Genomic DNA, 19,034 nt, shown 5'->3' on the forward strand with positions numbered 1-19,034 from the left:
TGAGGTATACTCCTTGATTATTTATTTTTTGAAAATAGGAATTAAATAGGAAATGGTGTAGCCATAGCCCGCGCCATAAACATTATCAAAAGTTACTTTGTTGTAGCCCGGAGCATAAAGATTGGTGAAATTGTCAGGGGCTTTTTGAGATAAAATACGTTTTAATTGTACATTAAGTCCCATATACAAATTGTTGAATAACTCTACCTGAATTCCCATTTGAAGTTCTGCCCAAATTAAATTGAGGTTAGAATAATTGCGTGGATCAGTGCGCACATCAGGCTCAAAAAAGGTATTGGTGGTGTAAATGGTATAGTTGTTTAAATCCTGATTAAAAGTTGAAAAACCTACGTGTAAGCCCACATAGATCAGGTTAGACATTCCTTCCCAATTGCTGTAAGCGTTGTAATTTATTCCGCCTTTTAAATAACTACCCTGCACCTGGGCATCATACGTGGGCTCATTAAAGTCACGGGTTTCTGTACCTAATTCCGCAGCTACATAATAGCGATCTTTTATTCTGAAATCCCCTAAAATAGCAAATCCTTGATAGCGATCATCCAGAATGGTTCTTAGCGGTTTACTTAGGTCAATACCTACACGTAAACCGTATTTATTGGTTTTAGGTTTAGAAGCAAGAGAGTCAACCGCTGTTGAGTCGGTTATGTTTTCTTGAGTAATGCCTTGTTCGTCCTGCGCGCTAAGCGAAAAACCGGTCATCAGTAAACTACTAATGACGAATATATACCTGAGTAGTGTCATTATTAGTTATAGTTCTGGTGTTTATAATAATATCGTCTATCCAGCGCCCGTCTGAACCCGGATTATTCTGAATAGTAAGGTTTGAAAAACTCACCCGGTAGCCACAAGCTCTGCTTATAAATTCTTCTTGCGGTGTGTATTTAAAAGTCACTGTATCGGCATTGTTAGGATCTTCAGCAGCCACAAGATTATTAGGGTTTTTTACAAAAACCAAAACGGTTGCGGTAGTATCTGTACGTAAAGGAATTTCTACAGTTGATGCGCTGGTATACGCCAAGCTGTCTGAGTTGTCCACTTTATAGATCGTGATATTGAGCTCCTTATCTTCAGTGGTGTTATCAGCATCTTGAAAGCCAATAGTGAGTACCGGTGTGGTAGGTGTGCTTGCTGCACAGATATCATCGCGCTCGCAAGAAATTGCGATGAGCGCAATGATAAAAACTAATAAAATCCCGTTTTTAAGCATGAGCTTTATTTCAGTTTAAGTAAAACTACGTTTTCTACGTGATGTGTCTGCGGAAACATATCTACCGGTTGAACGCGTTCTACTTTATAATATGGGTCTAACAACGCAAGATCTCTGGCTTGTGTTGCACTGTTACAGCTCACATAAACAATGCGATCTGCTTTAATTTTTATAAGTTGAGCGACCACATCTTTGTGCATTCCGTCGCGAGGTGGGTCTGTGATCACGACGTCAGGCTGACCGTGCTGAGCAATAAATGTGTCGTTGAATACATTTTTCATATCACCTACATAGAACTCAACGTTTTCTATTTCGTTTAATTGCGCATTTTCTTTTGCAGCAATAATCGCATCAGGCACGGCTTCTACACCGATCACCTTTTTAGCCTTTTTGGCAACAAATTGAGCAATAGTACCCGTTCCTGTGTAAAGATCAAAAACCGTTTCATCGCCTTTCAATTCGGCAAAATCTCGGGTAATTTTGTAAAGTTCGTACGCTTGTTCAGAGTTGGTTTGATAAAAAGATTTGGCGTTTATTTTAAACTTAAGTCCTTCCATCTCCTCAAAAATATGATCTCTTCCGGCGTAGCAAATAACATCTTGATCATAAATAGTGTCATTACCTTTCTCGTTGATCACATAAAGTAGCGAAGTAATTTCAGGAAAGGTTTCCTTTAAATACTCAAGAACCAGTTTGCGTTGAGCTTCGGCATCTTCAAAAAATTGAACCAAAACCATCAATTCACCGGTACTGCTCGTACGAATCATAAGCGTACGCAGGAGTCCTTCTTGATTGCGCGCATTAAAAAACGGAATGTTGTTTTTTGTAGCAAATTCTTTCACGCTGTTGCGTATGGCATTGCTTGGATCGCGTTGCAGATGACACTTATCGATGTCCAGAATTTTATCCCACATCCCCGGAATATGAAAGCCCAGCGCGTTGCGATCTTCGATGATCTCATCGCTTTGAATTTGCTTCAGTGTAAGCCATTTGCTGTCACTAAAGGAAAATTCCATTTTATTTCTGTAGAAGTAGATGTCTTTGCTACCGCTAATGGGAGTAATGTCTGGCAAGTCAATTTTGCCCAAACGCTGCAGGTTGTTGACCACTTCACGCTGCTTGTATTCCAGCTGATAGTCGTAATGCATATTTTGCCATTTACAACCGCCGCAGGTCCCAAAATGTTTACAAACCGGCTCAGTGCGCTTGGGAGAATATTCATGAATTTTTATCGCTTTGCCTTCATAGTAGGCTTTGCGCTGCTTCATTGTTTGAATATCTACCACATCACCGGGTACCGCATTGCTAATAAAAATTACACGCCCGTCTGGCGCTTTGGCAATAGATTTCCCTTTTGCGCCGGCATCTGTAACCAACACATTTGAGAATATTTTTCTGGATTTCTTTCTTCTTGACACGCGGCAAAAATAGTATAAATAAGACGATCTGCAGAACCGCTTTTTAATATGTTTTAGCGAAATAATGCTTGGCGGGATATTTATGGATTATCAGGTTGCACCGAAGCTTAATTCTTAAGTTTTCTGCTTTATTTTTAGTAATTTGCGATTTCTTAATAAGGATGATTTCTCTCCTTAATACGATGCTATGAAAAATGAATTTTCAAGAGTGCATCAAAAGCAGGAATCGTTGAAAGATTACCTTTAAAATTTTTACAAAATGACTACTGTAGATCAACTTACTTCACAAGAGGCGATTGCTCTTGAGGACAAGCACGGCGCGCACAATTATCACCCGCTTCCTGTGGTGCTAAAACGTGGCGAAGGCGTTTACGTGTGGGATGTAGAAGATAAAAAGTATTATGATTTTTTATCAGCATATTCAGCAGTTAACCAAGGGCATTGTCACCCGGCCATTGTAGGCGCAATGACAAAACAAGCCGAAGTGCTCACGCTGACCTCTCGCGCTTTTCATAATGATGTATTAGGTCGTTACGAGAAGTATGCCACCGAATATTTTGGGTTTGACAAGTTGTTACCTATGAATACGGGTGCCGAAGCAGTAGAGACTGCTATAAAAATCGCTCGTAAATGGGCGTATGAAGAAAAAGGCGTTCCTGAGCAAGACGCGCAGATCATTGTTTGCGAAAATAATTTCCACGGAAGAACAACAACTATCATCTCTTTTTCTAACGATGAAGATGCACGTAAAAATTTTGGTCCGTATACTCCTGGTTTTATAAAAATTGCATACAACGATGCGGATGCTTTAGAGCGTGCGTTGATTGAAAATAAAAATATCGCCGGATTTTTAGTGGAACCTATTCAGGGGGAAGCCGGGGTTTTTGTACCTGATGAAGGCTACTTGGCTAAATGTAAAGCCTTGTGTGAAGAGCACAATGTACTTTTTATAGCTGATGAAGTTCAAACGGGGATCGCGAGAACGGGGCAGTTGCTTGCTGTTAATCATGAAAATGTAAATCCAGATATTTTGATCTTAGGAAAAGCGTTGTCTGGTGGTGCTTATCCTGTTTCAGCAGTATTGGCCAATGATCCTGTTATGAATGTGATTAAGCCGGGACAGCACGGTTCTACCTTTGGAGGAAATCCTGTTGCTGGGGCAGTAGCAATGGCTGCCTTGCAGGTTATTCAAGATGAAAATTTAGCAGAAAATGCCGAAGCACTCGGGAAGCTTTTTAGAGCTAAACTCAACGAGTATATTGAAACGAGTACGATTGTAAGTTTAGTGCGTGGTAAAGGATTGCTTAATGCGATTGTAATCAATGATTCTGAAGATAGCAGTACGGCTTGGGATATTTGTATGGCTTTGAAAGAAAACGGACTTCTGGCAAAACCTACTCACGGAAACATCATTCGTTTTGCACCACCTTTAGTAATGAACGAAGAGCAACTTTTAGACTGTGTGAGTATCATTACTAAAACACTTAAGGCATTTGAAAAGTAAGCTATAAATGGTGCAATATATAAACTACCACAAGGTTTTAAACCTTTGGGCAGTATAAAAAAAAGGAGCGCAATTGGCGCTCCTTTTTTAATGCTATTCTAATAGCATTATTCTGTTGCAATGAGTTCGATGTCAAAGACAAGTGCAGTGTTAGGAGGTATTGGGCCTGCTCCAGATGCACCGTAAGCTAATTTTGCAGGCATTAATAGTGTTGCAGTTCCGCCTTCTTTCATTAAACTGATACCTTCTCTAAATCCTGCAATTACGTTGGCTAAATTAAATTCGATTGGGTTTACAGCCTGGTCAAAAACAGAGTCATTTAAAAAGTAACCCTTGTAAGTGACTGTGACGTTGGCACTGCTTGATGGTGTTTCGCCGGTTCCTTCAGTTTCTATCACATAATATAAACCGCTGTCTGTACGTGTTGCCTCTAATTCGTTTGCTTCAATATACGCTAAGATTTCAGCTTCATTGCGCTCAAAGGCTTCCTCGTCTGTTTCGGTGATAGGTGTTTCGTAATTGGTATCATCTGTCCCGCAAGAGATAAGTGTAGCTAAACCAATACTTGCTGCAAATAATTTAAAATACGTTGTTGTGTTAGTTAACGTCATAATATGAAATGTGATTTTTTGTGTTACACATTCTAGACGCAAGATATTTTAAATGGTTGCTTCGGTTGCGGCAATTATTTTTTGGCAGCCAATTCTGCGATCTTGATGATCACCTCGGTCGCTTTGATCATACTTTCTACAGGTACATATTCAAACCTTCCGTGGAAATTATGTCCGCCGGCAAAAATGTTAGGACAAGGTAAGCCCATAAAAGAAAGTTGTGATCCGTCGGTTCCGCCTCTAATGGGTTTGATTATAGGTTCGACATCAACGGCGTGCATCGCTTTTTCTGCAAGTTCAACAATATGCATCACCGGCTCAATTTTCTCCCGCATATTAAAATACTGATCTTTAATCTCAATAGAAATAAGTTCTAAACCATACTGACTATTGATTTCTGCAGCAAGATTATTAAGCACCTCTTTACGTGCTTCAAAATGCTCTTTATCGTGATCTCTTAAGATGTATTCAAGAACAGTTTCCTCAACATCTCCGTGAATTCCATTTAGATGAAAAAAACCTTCACGCCCTGAAGTATGCTCTGGAGTTTCTAAGCGCGGCAACGAACTGATAAAGTCCTGAGCGATGTGAATACTGTTGATCATTTTGCCTTTAGCATAACCCGGATGTACGCTTTTTCCTTTTACAAAAACCTTGACACCTGCAGCATTAAAATTTTCAAACTCGAGTTCGCCAATTTGACTTCCATCCATTGTGTATGCCCATTCGGCGCCAAATTTTTCAACATCAAATTTATGCGCGCCACGGCCAATTTCTTCATCAGGTGTAAAGCCAATACGTATGGGCCCGTGTTCAATTTCAGGATGATTTTTTAGGTATTGCACTGCTTCCATAATTTCGGTAATACCGGCTTTATCATCCGCGCCAAGCAGGGTTGTTCCGTCAGTTGTAATTATAGTTTGACCTTTATACTCTAGGAGATCGTCAAAGTCATCAGGAGATAAAATGATATCTAATGCTTCATTTAAAACAATATCTTTTCCATTGTAATTCTCAATGATTTGCGGATTCACATTGGTACCGCTAAAATCTGGCGTAGTGTCATAATGTGCAATGAAACCGATAGTAGGAAAGGGTTTTGCAACCGTGGCGGGTAGCGTAGCCATAATATACCCGTTCTGATCAATGCTCACATCATCAAGCCCCATTGCAAGAAGCTCTTGATGTAGTTTGTTTGCAAGGTCCCATTGTTTTTGGGTGCTGGGCGTGCTAGAACTGTTTTCATCACTTTGAGTATCTATGGTTACATAGCTGATAAAACGCTTGATTAAGAGGTCTTTTTGGATCATAGGCAAATTTTAAACGAGATGGTTTTTAGGGTGTAAAGGTACTGTTATGATCAAAAAATAAAATACAGAGAATCAATTTTATAAAATATTTAATTCCTTCTATTAAGACCTGATTTTCTTTTTGAGTTGCATCACATAAACCTATTTTTGCACGACTCTAAAAAACTGACCTTTATGTATAAATCAATTATACGCCCACTGCTTTTTAATTTTGATCCAGAAGGTGTGCATCACTTTAGCTTTAAAAGCATTAAGTTGATGAAACAAACGGGGTTAACGCGATTAGTGAAGCCTGTTTTTAATATTGAGCATAAAGCTTTAGAGCGTGAGGTTTTTGGACTGAAATTTAAAAATCCGGTGGGGCTTGCTGCAGGTTTTGATAAAGATGCCAAGTTGTATCAAGAACTTTCAGATTTTGGGTTTGGTTTTATTGAAATAGGCACGCTCACGCCAAAGCCACAATCCGGAAATCCTAAAAAACGTTTATTCCGTTTAAAAGAAGATAAGGCCATTATAAATCGAATGGGGTTTAATAATGGCGGAGTGGCAGCAGCGGTTTCGCGCCTCAAAAAAAATAAAAATGTACTTATTGGAGGGAACATTGGGAAAAACAAAGTTACCCCTAATGAGGAGGCGTTTAACGACTATAAAATCTGCTTTGAAGCCCTTTACGATTATGTAGATTATTTTGTAGTTAACGTAAGTTCGCCAAATACCCCCAATTTAAGAGCCTTGCAAGATAAAGAACCGCTTACCAAATTACTAGCGGGCCTTCAAGAGCTCAACAAAACCAGATCTCAAAAACCTATTTTACTTAAAATCGCACCGGATCTCACCGATGAACAATTGAATGATATCATCGAAATTGTTCAAGACACTAAGATCGCCGGCGTTATTGCAACCAATACCACGATTAGTCGCGACGGACTTCAATCTTCAAATAAAGAAGAAGTAGGTGGTTTAAGTGGAAGTCCTTTGCGCGATCGTTCTACAGAAGTCATTAGGTTTTTACATCAAAAAAGTCTGGGTGCTTTTCCTATCATTGGAGTAGGAGGTATCCACAGCCCACAGGATGCACTAGAGAAATTAGAGGCAGGCGCGAGTTTGATCCAGTTGTATACCGGATTTATCTATGAAGGGCCCTCATTAATCAAGCGTATTAATGAAGAAATTATAAAGCAGAGTTAAAAAGCTTTAATACATTTACGGGTTTTCAGAACCTAAGTGTCAAAATCGCTTTTTTGCGTTCAAAAACATACAACTTAAATATACCAATTTAGTGAACCTAAAGTTTAAGAAGCCCCTAATAATCACGCAAACCATCAATTGGTTTGTATTGTTGACTATTGTGGCTACTTTAAATCTTTATAGTCAAACTCCCCAAATAGACTCTTTAAAGCAAGAGTTGAAAAAAGCAGCGAACGATACGATTCGCAGTGATTTTAATGAGCGCATTGCATATGAGTATTTGTATTATCAACCCGATAGTGCCAAGCGCTACATTGATAAGGCTTTAGAACTCGCCCAACTCAACAACTACCAGCGTGGTATCGCAAAAGCTTATAATAGAATGGGAACCTATTATATAGTCACTTCAAAATACCCCGATGCTATCTTGGAATTTCAAAAGGCACTTCCGCTTTATAAAGCTAAAAACGACAGTTTAGGCCTGAGTGAAAGCTATGGAAATCTTGGAGTTCTTGAGTTTTATCTACGAGATTATGAATCTTCTGAAAAGAACTTCAGGCAGGCATTGGATTATGTAGATTCTGTAAATAGTAGAAATCAGTACATAAAGTACATTGTAAATCTAAGTGGTGTATTTAGGGAAAAACGAGTTCTAGATAGTGCCGTTTACTATTCAAAAAAAGCCCTGAACCTCATAAAAGGAGGAGGAGATCCTAGAATCGCGGGGGTTGCCTATTTTAACTTAGGAACCGCTCGCTATTTTTTGGGTTCGTATGATGAAGCGATCGCTAATTTAAATTTGGCATTGCAGTCTTCCAATTTTCCGGTGCAGTTTCAATGTTTGGCAAAATCGTATATCGCGCAGAGTTATACGGCCCAAGGTAGATTAGATGAGGCTGCTAACGAGCTTTTGGCTATTGAGCAGCAAGTTCTTGATTTAAAAGATCAGTATGTTATTCTAGCCTATTATGAGGCTCGGCAGAAATTGCACGAAGCCAATAATAATACTGCTGAAGCATTAGCATATGCTCAAAAGTACATTAAACTCAATGATGAGATCCACAACAGAGAACAATCTAATATTCTTCAAAATCTCAAGATTCAATTTGGTATTGAAGAACAACAGTTAGAAAATGAATTGCTACGTAGCGATGCTGAAATGCAGGCGCTACAGATCAAACACCAGCGCTATGCGATCATTGGTATTTCTGTTTTAATTGTATTACTGTTCTTGCTGCTATTTATCCTTTACCGAATGTATAGCTATAAAAAGAGTGCTAATCGCATTCTTAAAAAAGAACAGCAGGTTTTAAATACTAGTAATAAAAACCTAACCGCCATCAACCATCAGAAAAATAACTTATTCTCAATAGTTGCGCACGATGTGAAGAGTCCTGTGGCGGCGGTGTTGAGCAGTATTAATTTGCTGCATAACAATTATAAAAACTTTACTTCTGAAGAAATTGAAGCCTTGTCTGAAGAGCTAAAGAAACAAACATCTAATCTTTATTACTTAATTGATAGCGTTTTACTGTGGGCGAAATCACAAATGAATGGTTATAAATTTATAATCTCTGAAGTGCACCCGCATAAAGTAGTAAGCGAAGTTGTTGAAGCTGAGGAGGTATTTATAGAGCGTAAGAATCTTAAAATTGACTGTTTAATACCTAAAGAAGATATCATTTTTACAGATCGTCAAGTAGTCATCGTGATTATGAGAAATTTGCTTAGCAATGCGATCAAGTTTACACCTGCAAACGGCAAAATAACTTTTAGTGCAAACCGCACAGCAGAAGTTTACGAACTTTCTATTTCTGATACCGGTGTGGGAATGTCTAAAACTGACCTAGACAAAGTATTGATTAAAAAAGAACGGTTTTCGATAAAAGGTACAAACGATGAAGCGGGTAATGGTATTGGTCTTATTTTATGCCAGGAAATTGCTCATCAAATAGGAGGAGAGATCGTTGCTACAAGCCAACCTGACAATGGTTCTACGTTTACTTTAAAACTCCCGATCATAAAATAGGCGATCTGAATAAAAGATCTTGATAATCTTTATAGATAAATTTTTCCATTAGCGGAAATCATAAGGGAAATCCTAAACCAAATGCGCATTAACCGGATGCTTATGACCTTAATAAGAACTAAAATCTCTTATGAATATTTGCGCTTCAAGCAGTTTATGTATCTTTAAATTCTTTAAAAGAGCTTAATGTCAAAACCGGTTAAAATAATAGAATGTCCCAGAGATGCTATGCAGGGTATAAAGCAATTTATTCCTACTGAGGCAAAAGCGCAATACTTGCAATCACTTTTGCGTTGTGGCTTTGATACTCTTGATTTTGGCAGTTTTGTGAGTCCGAAGGCGATTCCGCAAATGGCAGATACGGCTCAGGTTTTAGACCGATTAGACTTGAGTGCAACAGCAACAAAATTGCTCGCCATCGTGGCGAACCTAAGAGGCGCTCAAGATGCTGTGCAATTTGATCAAATAGCGTACTTAGGCTATCCTTTTAGTATCTCTGAAATTTTTCAAATGCGTAATACGCATAAAACTATCGAAGAATCGGTAGTGGTTCTTTCTGATATTTTAGAGACCGCAACTAAAAACAATAAAGAGGTAGTTACGTATTTAAGTATGGGTTTTGGTAATCCGTATGGTGATCCTTGGGATGTGGATATTGTAGGAGCCTGGACCGAAAAATTAGCAGCAATGGGAGTGCGTATTATTTCACTTTCGGATACTGTGGGGTCTTCTGATGCTCAAACGATTGATTATTTATTTAGCGAAATGATTCCGGCGTATCCTAAAATCGAGTTTGGTGCGCATTTACATACCACGCCAAACCAGTGGTTTGAGAAAGTCAATGCAGCGTATAAGGCGGGGTGCAGGCGCTTTGACGGAGCAATTCAGGGATTTGGTGGGTGCCCAATGGCAAAAGACGAGCTTACCGGTAATATGCCCACAGAAAAAATGCTTTCCTATTTCAATTCAGTTAAAGTAGATTCCGGAATCAGACCTATGAGTTTTGAGTCGGCACACAACGAGGCTTCAAAGATCTTTCATAATTATCATTAGGTTAAATTAGGCATATCCTTTTATTAAAATTCATTTTACACCAAAGTTTGAGATTTTAGCAGTATATTTGCACGCAATTAAATCCTAATTGCAATGACAGCTCACGAAACAAAAATACTGGGAGAAGGTCTTACTTACGATGACGTACTCTTAGTTCCTGCTTATTCTGAGGTGCTTCCAAGAGAAGTAAATATTCAGTCAAAATTTTCTAAAAACATCACGCTTAATGTGCCTATCGTTTCTGCAGCGATGGATACCGTGACCGAATCAAGTATGGCGATCGCTATTGCTCGTGAAGGTGGTATTGGGGTGTTGCATAAAAATATGACTATTGAGCAGCAAGCTGTTAAAGTGCGTCGTGTAAAACGTGCCGAAAGTGGGATGATCATTGATCCGGTAACGCTTAATAAAGAAGCTAAAGTTAAAGATGCTAAGCGTCTGATGGCAGAGCATAGCATTGGAGGGATTCCTATTGTTGATTCTGAAGGTCACCTTGAAGGAATCGTTACCAACAGAGATTTGCGCTTTGAGAAAGACAACGAGCGTGCTATTGTTGAGGTAATGACTTCAGAAAATCTTATTACTACTTCTGAAGGAACTTCGTTAGCGGAGGCCGAAGTGATCTTGCAGGAAAATAAGATCGAAAAACTTCCGGTTGTTACAAAAGATAACAAGCTTATAGGTTTAATAACCTTTAGAGATATTACAAAACTTACGCAAAAACCTATCGCTAATAAAGATACCTACGGAAGATTGCGCGTTGCCGCTGCTGTGGGTGTTACTGCTGATGCTGTTGAGCGTGTTGAAGCACTTGTAAATGCTGGAGTGGATGCTGTTGTGATCGATACAGCACACGGACATACGCAAGGTGTGGTTCGTGTTTTGCAAAGTGTAAAAGAAAAGTTTCCTGCCCTTGATGTTGTGGTAGGAAATATCGCTACTGCCGCCGCTGCTAAATATTTAGTGGAAGCAGGTGCCGATGCGGTTAAGGTAGGTATAGGACCCGGTTCTATCTGTACAACACGTGTTGTGGCAGGTGTTGGTTTTCCTCAATTTAGCGCGGTTTTAGAAGTAGCAGCAGCTCTAAAAGGTACCGGTATACCGGTTATTGCAGATGGAGGAATTCGCTATACAGGAGATATTCCTAAAGCGATCGCTGCCGGTGCAGACTGTGTAATGCTTGGTTCTTTGCTTGCGGGTACTAAGGAGTCTCCGGGAGAAACCATCATTTATGAAGGTAGAAAATATAAAACCTATCGCGGAATGGGTTCTGTAGAAGCTATGAAAACAGGTTCAAAAGATCGTTATTTTCAAGATGTTGAAGATGATATTAAGAAATTGGTACCGGAAGGAATTGTAGGCCGTGTTCCTTATAAAGGCGAACTTTATGAAAGCGTGCATCAATTTATAGGTGGTCTAAGAGCCGGAATGGGATATTGCGGAGCCAAAGATGTTGAAGCTTTAAAAGAAAATGGACGTTTTGTAAAAATCACGTCAAGTGGTATTCACGAGAGTCATCCGCACGATGTGACCATTACTAAAGAATCACCAAATTATAGCAGATAAACCTCAAGCTATACTAGCTAGGATGAAGCATAAAAAAAGGGAGCAATTTGCTCCCTTTTTTTATGTGATAGATTGCCGTATTAATTCTGAGTAGGCAAGGCAGTTTGGTCTTGTTGACCTTGTACTTTTAAAGTAACTCCTAGCTTATCTGCTACGGCTTGTGTTAAATCGTGAGCAGGGTCAAAGTAAGCTACGCCGGCATTAAGCGTTAACACCTGAGAGTAGTTTTGCTCTTGTGCAACTTGATTGAGTGCTTGACCTACTTTTTGGTATAAAGGCTGCATCAATTCATTTTGTCTGATCGAGATCAACCCTTGAGAATTTTGTCTAAAACGCTGAATATCTTGTTCCATACCAACGATTTCTTCTTGTTTAGTTTGCTTGTCTTCCTCTGAAGCTGTTGCCTCAGCATCCTGATAAGCGGTTACAGCGGTTTGATATTTAGTCACTAAATCTTTAAACTGTTTTTCTAATTCAGCATTATAAGCCTCTAAGTCTTTTTGTACTTGTGCTACTTCATCAAGGCTTGAGATCACCAAATCGCTGTCGATGGTTCCAACTTTTGTTTGAGCCAGCGCAGAAAAGCTGATAAAACAAGCTACTAGGGGTAAGAAAATTTTTTTCATTTTAAATTGAATTTTGCCTGTTTGTGCTAGGCGATTGTTTGTAATACAGTTAATTTTTAAAAAAATTACGCGCAAAGATATAAAAGCTTGAATGCTATCAAAGTATTTTTTGACACCTTAGCCTCAAAGCAAAACTTTAAGCGCAAGCTTTAATCACAAAATTCCCCGCGATGTGGTTTTAAAGCATCACGCACGGCAGGCATTTGTGCTTTAGAAACTATAAAATACGCGATAGCGTATAATTCAGATTTTTGCTCAACGCCTGTTTCATTAGCCTCCAAGTCGTGAACGGCCTTGTACTCATCTAAATGAATGACGTGGTGTTCTGCGATTTTTAAAGCATCAGGACCTCTAAAATCCCATATCAGTTTTATTCTTTGTTCCATACAATAGAGTCAATAGGTGTGCCAAAATTAAAGATCATTGCGTGCAATGACCGGAGTAAAATTACCCATAAGCTTTTTCAATTCTTCAGATTTAGAGTAGATTAATTCGTTTTTAGATGGCTTAAGAATAAGTTTGAGATCTATCTTGTAGGCTTTCAGTGATTTATGAAATAATCAGTTCTGCATGAGAATTCTTAATTTTGCAATTCTGTAAAACATTTGCAACAGAGGTCTCAAGTTGTAGTCTTTGAGAGAGACTTTTGAGTTGGTTTAAGTGATATGTCTAGATTTATAATGCGTTTTAGTATACTAGTGCTTTTTGCCGGCCTTGTGGTTTCTTGTGATCTTTTGGGGTCAAAAGTATCTGCTGGTGTTCCTGTTGCGCGAGTGGGTAATGCTTATTTGTATAAAGAAGATATAGAGAAGTTGATCACTGCAGAAATGTCTCCGGAAGACAGCACCACCTTAGTGAATGGTTACATCAATCGCTGGGCGACTAAGCGATTACTCGTAGATAATGCACAGCGCAACATCACGCTAGACGAGCAAGACCGATTGAACAATCTGGTAGAACAGTATAAACTAGATTTGTTTTCGCAGGCCTACAAAGACGCTTTGGTTGCGCGTAGCTTGGACAGCAGTATTACAGATGCTGAGGCTTCACAATTTTATACTGAAAATAAAGAGAATTTTAAGCTGAATGAATCCCTACTCAAACTGCGGTACATTGAGATGGGAGAGAATGATTATAATGAAGATGAAATAAAAAAGCGTTTTACGCGCTTTAATGCTAAAGACAAGCGTTTTTTAGACTCTATTTCGGTTCAGTTTAGAGCACAATATTTAAATGACAGTACCTGGATAAGTCTAGATAAGGTTATTGCAAAAATTCCGCCGGTAAATGTTGAAAACAGTGACCAGCTACTAAATAAAACCGAATTTTTACAACTGCGTGATTCATTAGGATTATATTTGATCGCAGTTAATGATCGCCTTGATCGCAATGATGACGCGCCGTTAGAATATGTGTTGCCAACGGTGAAGCAAATTCTTCTTAACCGAAGAAAACTAGATTTGATAAAACAATTAGAAAAGGATATTACTAAGGATGCAATTAAAAACAAACAATTTGAACTGTATAACTAAAGCTTTTGCGCTCTTTCTTTTGTGTAGTATGTGGTCAGGCTTGACCGCACAAGAAATCATTGATACAGACGCCGCTGGCGATACTGCTCAAAATGAGGATAAACCGCTTACATCGGGAACCACGTTTAAAGTTGATGGTGTGGCAGCTGTGGTTGGAGAATATGTAATTCTAGAAAGCGACATTCAGCAAGCCATTGAGTCGCTTAAGCAGCAAAAAGTAGAAGGTCAAGATCTATCTACGTGTAGCGTGATGGATAAACTAATGGAAGATAAGCTTTATGCGCATCACGCAGTGATTGATAGTGTAATGATCAACGAAGAGCAAGTGCGCTCGTATACCCAACAGCAAATAGATTACTTTATCAATCAGTTAGGCTCTGAGGAGAAAGTTTTGAAGTTCTACCGTAAAGAAAAAATGAGCGATCTTAAAAAGGAGCTTTTAGAACTTAACCGCAATCAGGAATTGGCTAAAGCCATGCAGCAAAATATTGTTGAAGAGATTGAGGTAACTCCAGAAGAAATCAGATCGTATTACAAAGAATTAGAAGAAGATGGGCTGCCGCAATTTGGTGTGGAGCTTGAAGTTTCAAAAATTCAGATTATTCCAGATGTTCCTCAGGAGGAGAAGCAGAAAGTAATTGATCAGCTTAACGGATACAGAACAGATATTCTTGAAAACGGAAGCAGCTTTGCTACTAAAGCGGTGTTGTGGTCTGAGGATGAATCTACTCGTGGCGACGGTGGTTTAATTAGAGATGTAGATCGTAAATCACAGTTTGTTAAAGAATTTAGAGATGTGGCCTTTAGTTTACAGGAGGGTGAAGTAAGTAAGCCTTTTGAGACTGAATTTGGTTATCATATTATAAAGGTGGAAAAAATACGTGGTCAAAAAATTGATCTTCGTCATATTTTAAGAATCCCTAAAGTGACTGCTGCTGCAGAAAACGCTGCAAAAGACGAAATCGAAAAAATTAGAAAACGCATTGAAGATGGCGAGATCACTTTCGCGGAAGCTGCACGTGAATTTTCAGATGAAAAAGAAACGGCTAGCGACGGCGGGATTATGATCAACCCTGTGACACAAGACCGTATGTTTGAGCTTAAAAACCTTCCGCCAGAATTATATCCTAAGGTTCAAAATCTAAAAGAGGGAGAAGTTTCAATAGCTTTTAATAACCCTACGCGTACAGGAAAAACACGTTATGAGATTTATACGGTTTCTGATCGTATTGAAGAGCACGAAGCAGATTTTGCGATTGATTATGTAAAAATTAAAAACTTCGCATTACAAGCTAAACGTATCAAAGCCATTGAAAAATGGAAGAATGAAAAAATAGCGGAAACCTATATTAAATTAAACGGAGATTATAGAACTTGCGATTATAGTAGCAACTGGATAAAACAATAAACTATGTCAGACGCTAAGGCAATTGATGCGCTGGTCACCCGTTATCAAGATTTAAAAAAAGAAATAGGTCGCGTAATCATTGGTCAGCACGAGGTTGTAGATCAAATTGTGATTTCAATTTTTAGTGGCGGTCACGCGCTGTTAATTGGTGTTCCGGGGTTGGCTAAGACGTTAATGGTCAACACGATTGCGCAAGCCTTAGGTTTAGATTTTAAACGAATTCAGTTTACGCCAGATTTAATGCCTAGCGATATTGTAGGAGCCGAAATTCTTGACGAATCCCGCAATTTTAAATTCCTTAAAGGACCTGTTTTTGCTAATATTGTTCTTGCAGATGAAATCAACCGTACACCGCCAAAAACACAGGCTGCGCTTTTAGAAGCGATGCAAGAAAAAGCGGTTACTGTAGCTGGTAAACAATATCCTTTAGATAAACCCTACTTCGTCTTAGCGACGCAAAACCCTATTGAGCAGGAGGGAACCTATCCTTTACCGGAAGCTCAGTTAGATCGTTTTATGTTTGCGATCAATCTGGTTTATCCTAGCTATGAAGAAGAGGTAGCTATCGTCAAAGCGACTACGGCAGATACTCAGGTGTCGGTTAAGCCATTATTTACCGCAGCTGATATTGTGAATTATCAGCAGCTCATAAGACGAATTCCTGTTGCAGATAATGTTGTTGAATATGCGGTGGCGTTAGTGGGTAAAACACGCCCTGATTCAACAAGTGCACCTCAAATCGTAAAAGATTATATTGATTGGGGAGCAGGTCCTAGAGCTTCGCAGAACTTAATTCTTGCTGCAAAAACGCACGCTGCGATCCTAGGGAAATATTCTCCTGATATCGAAGATGTAAAAGCTGTAGCTCAAGGCATTTTAGGACACCGTTTATTGAAGAACTATAAGGCTGAGGCCGAAGGCTTAACCCTTAAAGAAATCATAAAAAGCCTGCTCTAGAGTAATATAGAAAGACTCTAAATAATTGCCTAAGGTCTTTTTTTATTAACATTTGACTTCTAACTACCTAATAATCATAATTAAGCAACGAAATCGATATATTCTTGAGGTAAATTGCAATAAGTTTAGCATATACAAGCATTGCCTTAATCTATATGTCGGCTTCCTAAATTCTTCGCTTTTTCGTAATTTTAGCGCCGCTTTCAAGCGCAATTAATTTACAATTTCAATTAACTAAAATTTAGATATGGCATTTGATATCGATATGATCAAATCGGTTTACAGTAAGGTGGCAGAGCGTGTTGACGCCGCTCGAGAAATTACCGGTAAGCCTTTAACACTGGCAGAAAAAATATTATACTCTCACCTTTGGGATGGTAAAACTGATAAGGCATTTGTACGTGGTAAAGATTACGTAGATTTTGCTCCAGATCGTATCGCTTGTCAGGATGCTACAGCTCAGATGGCGCTTTTGCAGTTTATGCAAGCAGGAAAAAAAGAGGTTGCCGTGCCTACCACTGTGCATTGTGATCACTTAATTCAAGCAAAGCAAGGTGCTCAGAAGGATTTAAAACGTGCTAATGAAACGAGCAACGAAGTTTTCGATTTCTTAGAGTCCGTTTCTAATAAATACGGAATTGGTTTCTGGAAGCCGGGTGCAGGTATTATTCACCAAGTAGTTTTAGAAAATTATGCATTTCCTGGAGGAATGATGATTGGTACTGATAGTCACACGGTTAACGCCGGGGGTCTTGGTATGGTTGCTATTGGTGTAGGTGGTGCTGATGCTGTTGATGTAATGGCCGGAATGCCGTGGGAACTTAAATTTCCAAAATTAATTGGAGTTAAATTAACAGGTGAACTTAACGGATGGACTGCTTCTAAAGATGTTATTCTTAAAGTGGCAGGAATTCTAACTGTAAAAGGTGGTACTGGTGCTATTGTTGAATATTTTGGCCCGGGTGCTAAAAACCTTTCAGCAACTGGTAAAGGAACCATTTGTAATATGGGTGCAGAAATTGGTGCAACCACTTCTACATTTGGTTATGATGAATCTATGGAGCGTTTCTTACGTGCTACAGATCGTGCAGATGTTGCTGACGCAGCAAATGAGATCAAAGAATATTTAACAGGTGACGACGAAGTATATGCTAATCCTGAGCAGTATTTTGATGAAGTGATTGAAATTAACCTTTCAGAATTACGTCCACACCTTAATGGTCCTTTTACTCCAGATTTAGCTACTCCGGTAGGAGAACTAGGAGAGAAAGCAGCTAAAAATGACTGGCCAATTAAAGTTGATTGGGGTCTGATAGGTTCTTGTACAAACTCTTCTTATGAAGATTTATCAAGAGCAGCTTCTATCGCGCAGCAAGCGATTGACAAGAAATTAAAACCTAAGAGTGATTTTGGTATCAACCCGGGGTCAGAGCAAATTCGTTACACTGCTGAGCGTGACGGTTTGTTAGAGGTTTTTGAGAATTTAGGAGCGACTATTTTTTCAAATGCCTGTGGACCTTGTATTGGTCAGTGGGATCGTAGTGACCGTAAAGGAGAAGAGAAAAACACGATTGTGCACTCTTTCAACCGAAACTTCTCAAAACGTGCCGATGGTAACCCAAATACGCACGCATTTGTAGGTTCTCCAGAAATGGTTGCAGCAATTGCTATTTCAGGACGTTTAGATTTTGATCCATTAAATGATACACTGATCAACGAAGATGGAGAAGAAGTGAAATTAGACGTACCTGTAGGTTTAGAATTGCCAACTAAAGGTTTTGCTGTTGAAGAAAATGGATATTTAGCACCTACTGAAGACGGAAGTAAAGTTGAAGTAAAAGTTGCTACAGACAGCGAGCGTTTACAATTGTTAACTCCGTTTGTTCCTATTAAGGATTCAGAGCTAAAAGAAGTAAAACTTCTTATCAAAGCCTTCGGAAAATGTACCACAGACCACATTTCTATGGCGGGACCTTGGTTACGTTATCGTGGACATCTTGATAATATTTCAAATAACTGTCTGATTGGTGCTGTAAATGCATATAACAAAAAGACCAACTTCGTAAAAAGTCAATTGACAGGAGAGTACGGCGGTGTGCCAGATACACAGAGAGAGTACAAAGCTAAAGGGATCAAAACCATTGTTGTTGGAGATCATAACTATGGTGAAGGTTCTTCGCGTGAGCACGCTGCAATGGAGCCACGTCATCTTGGTGTAGCTGCAGTATTAGTTAAATCTTTTGCACGTATTCACGAAACAAATCTTAAGAAACAAGGAATGTTAGGATTGACTTTTGCTAACGAAAATGACTATGATTTGATTCAGGAAGATGATACATTCAGCTTCTTAGATATCGAAGAATTTGCTCCAGACAAGCCGTTGACTATTGAGGTAACACACGCTGACGGAAGTAAAGACACGATTAAAGCAAATCATACGTATAATGATGCGCAAATCGCTTGGTATCGTGAAGGTTCTGCTTTAAATCTTATCAAAAAGCAAAACGCTTAATAGATTATATTAAAATAGTATTAAACCAAACCACAATTCTGTGGTTTGGTTTTTTTATTCCCTTTATTTGCGGAAATGATTGTCTGAAGCAA

The 19,034-nt window shown here is 39.0% G+C and carries 16 protein-coding genes; 9 read left to right on the plus strand and 7 right to left on the minus strand.

Annotated elements, in window-relative coordinates; translation table 11 throughout:
* Positions 1–21: 21 nt before the first annotated feature.
* The 3 genes from LDL79_RS14805 to rlmD are packed head-to-tail and all read right to left on the minus strand — an operon-like array spanning position 22 to position 2,646.
* A complete protein-coding gene (locus LDL79_RS14805; RefSeq protein WP_225598271.1) occupies positions 22–762 on the minus strand; it encodes a DUF6048 family protein in 741 nt (246 codons plus the stop codon).
* Positions 731–1,228: a DUF6452 family protein gene (locus LDL79_RS14810; RefSeq protein WP_072979260.1), complete on the minus strand. Its 498-nt coding sequence runs from the start codon at positions 1,226–1,228 to the stop codon at positions 731–733. The genes LDL79_RS14805 and LDL79_RS14810 overlap by 32 nt, the downstream gene beginning before the upstream one ends.
* A 5-nt stretch (positions 1,229–1,233) precedes the next feature.
* Complete coding sequence (gene rlmD, locus LDL79_RS14815) at positions 1,234–2,646, minus strand: 23S rRNA (uracil(1939)-C(5))-methyltransferase RlmD (RefSeq protein WP_225598272.1); 1,413 nt, start codon at positions 2,644–2,646, stop codon at positions 1,234–1,236.
* A gap of 259 nt (positions 2,647–2,905) precedes the next feature.
* Here rlmD and rocD point away from each other — a divergent pair, with 259 nt between their 5' ends.
* A complete protein-coding gene (gene rocD / locus LDL79_RS14820) occupies positions 2,906–4,150 on the plus strand; it encodes an ornithine--oxo-acid transaminase (protein ID WP_225598273.1) in 1,245 nt (414 codons plus the stop codon).
* A 107-nt stretch (positions 4,151–4,257) separates the two neighbouring features.
* Here rocD and LDL79_RS14825 read toward each other — a convergent pair whose 3' ends face one another.
* Together LDL79_RS14825 and pepT are read right to left on the minus strand one after the other, a co-directional pair.
* Positions 4,258–4,761: an FKBP-type peptidyl-prolyl cis-trans isomerase gene (locus LDL79_RS14825; RefSeq protein WP_167597255.1), complete on the minus strand. Its 504-nt coding sequence runs from the start codon at positions 4,759–4,761 to the stop codon at positions 4,258–4,260.
* Between the two features lie 74 nt (positions 4,762–4,835).
* A complete protein-coding gene (gene pepT, locus LDL79_RS14830; protein ID WP_225598274.1) occupies positions 4,836–6,071 on the minus strand; it encodes a peptidase T in 1,236 nt (411 codons plus the stop codon).
* 174 nt (positions 6,072–6,245) lie between these two features.
* Between pepT and LDL79_RS14835 the strand changes: the two genes are divergently transcribed.
* The 4 genes from LDL79_RS14835 to guaB all read left to right on the plus strand — a co-directional run bounded on the left by LDL79_RS14835 (position 6,246) and on the right by guaB (position 11,907).
* Positions 6,246–7,259 (plus strand): quinone-dependent dihydroorotate dehydrogenase, encoded by a 1,014-nt coding sequence (locus LDL79_RS14835; protein ID WP_225598275.1) that lies wholly within the window; start codon positions 6,246–6,248, stop codon positions 7,257–7,259.
* A 217-nt stretch (positions 7,260–7,476) separates the two neighbouring features.
* Entirely contained in the window at positions 7,477–9,288 is a 1,812-nt protein-coding gene (locus LDL79_RS14840; RefSeq protein WP_225598276.1) for a tetratricopeptide repeat-containing sensor histidine kinase, read from the plus strand.
* 186 nt (positions 9,289–9,474) lie between these two features.
* The gene (locus LDL79_RS14845) at positions 9,475–10,341 is read left to right on the plus strand and encodes a hydroxymethylglutaryl-CoA lyase (protein ID WP_225598277.1); all 867 of its coding nucleotides are present in this window, start codon (positions 9,475–9,477) and stop codon (positions 10,339–10,341) included.
* A gap of 93 nt (positions 10,342–10,434) precedes the next feature.
* Positions 10,435–11,907, plus strand: a complete 1,473-nt coding sequence (gene guaB / locus LDL79_RS14850) for an IMP dehydrogenase (protein ID WP_167597250.1) — start codon at positions 10,435–10,437, stop codon at positions 11,905–11,907.
* 80 nt (positions 11,908–11,987) lie between these two features.
* Here the strand turns inward: guaB and LDL79_RS14855 are convergent, their stop codons facing one another.
* Complete coding sequence (locus LDL79_RS14855; protein ID WP_167597249.1) at positions 11,988–12,533, minus strand: OmpH/Skp family outer membrane protein; 546 nt, start codon at positions 12,531–12,533, stop codon at positions 11,988–11,990.
* Between the two features lie 149 nt (positions 12,534–12,682).
* Positions 12,683–12,919, minus strand: a complete 237-nt coding sequence (locus LDL79_RS14860) for a hypothetical protein (protein ID WP_225598278.1) — start codon at positions 12,917–12,919, stop codon at positions 12,683–12,685.
* A gap of 279 nt (positions 12,920–13,198) precedes the next feature.
* Here LDL79_RS14860 and LDL79_RS14865 point away from each other — a divergent pair, with 279 nt between their 5' ends.
* The 4 genes from LDL79_RS14865 to LDL79_RS14880 all read left to right on the plus strand — a co-directional run bounded on the left by LDL79_RS14865 (position 13,199) and on the right by LDL79_RS14880 (position 18,942).
* On the plus strand, positions 13,199–14,065 hold the full coding sequence (locus tag LDL79_RS14865) for a peptidyl-prolyl cis-trans isomerase (protein ID WP_225598279.1): 867 nt from the start codon (positions 13,199–13,201) through the stop codon (positions 14,063–14,065).
* Entirely contained in the window at positions 14,049–15,473 is a 1,425-nt protein-coding gene (locus LDL79_RS14870; protein ID WP_225598280.1) for a peptidylprolyl isomerase, read from the plus strand. The genes LDL79_RS14865 and LDL79_RS14870 overlap by 17 nt, the downstream gene beginning before the upstream one ends.
* A gap of 3 nt (positions 15,474–15,476) precedes the next feature.
* Positions 15,477–16,430 carry an AAA family ATPase gene (locus LDL79_RS14875; RefSeq protein WP_225598281.1) on the plus strand — a complete coding sequence of 318 codons (954 nt, stop codon included), beginning with the start codon at positions 15,477–15,479 and terminating at the stop codon, positions 16,428–16,430.
* A gap of 247 nt (positions 16,431–16,677) precedes the next feature.
* A complete protein-coding gene (locus LDL79_RS14880; RefSeq protein WP_225598282.1) occupies positions 16,678–18,942 on the plus strand; it encodes an aconitate hydratase in 2,265 nt (754 codons plus the stop codon).
* Positions 18,943–19,034: the final 92 nt, after the last annotated feature.

The sequence above is a fragment of the Leeuwenhoekiella palythoae genome, assembly GCF_020310025.1.
Taxonomy (GTDB): Bacteria; Bacteroidota; Bacteroidia; order Flavobacteriales; family Flavobacteriaceae; genus Leeuwenhoekiella; species Leeuwenhoekiella palythoae.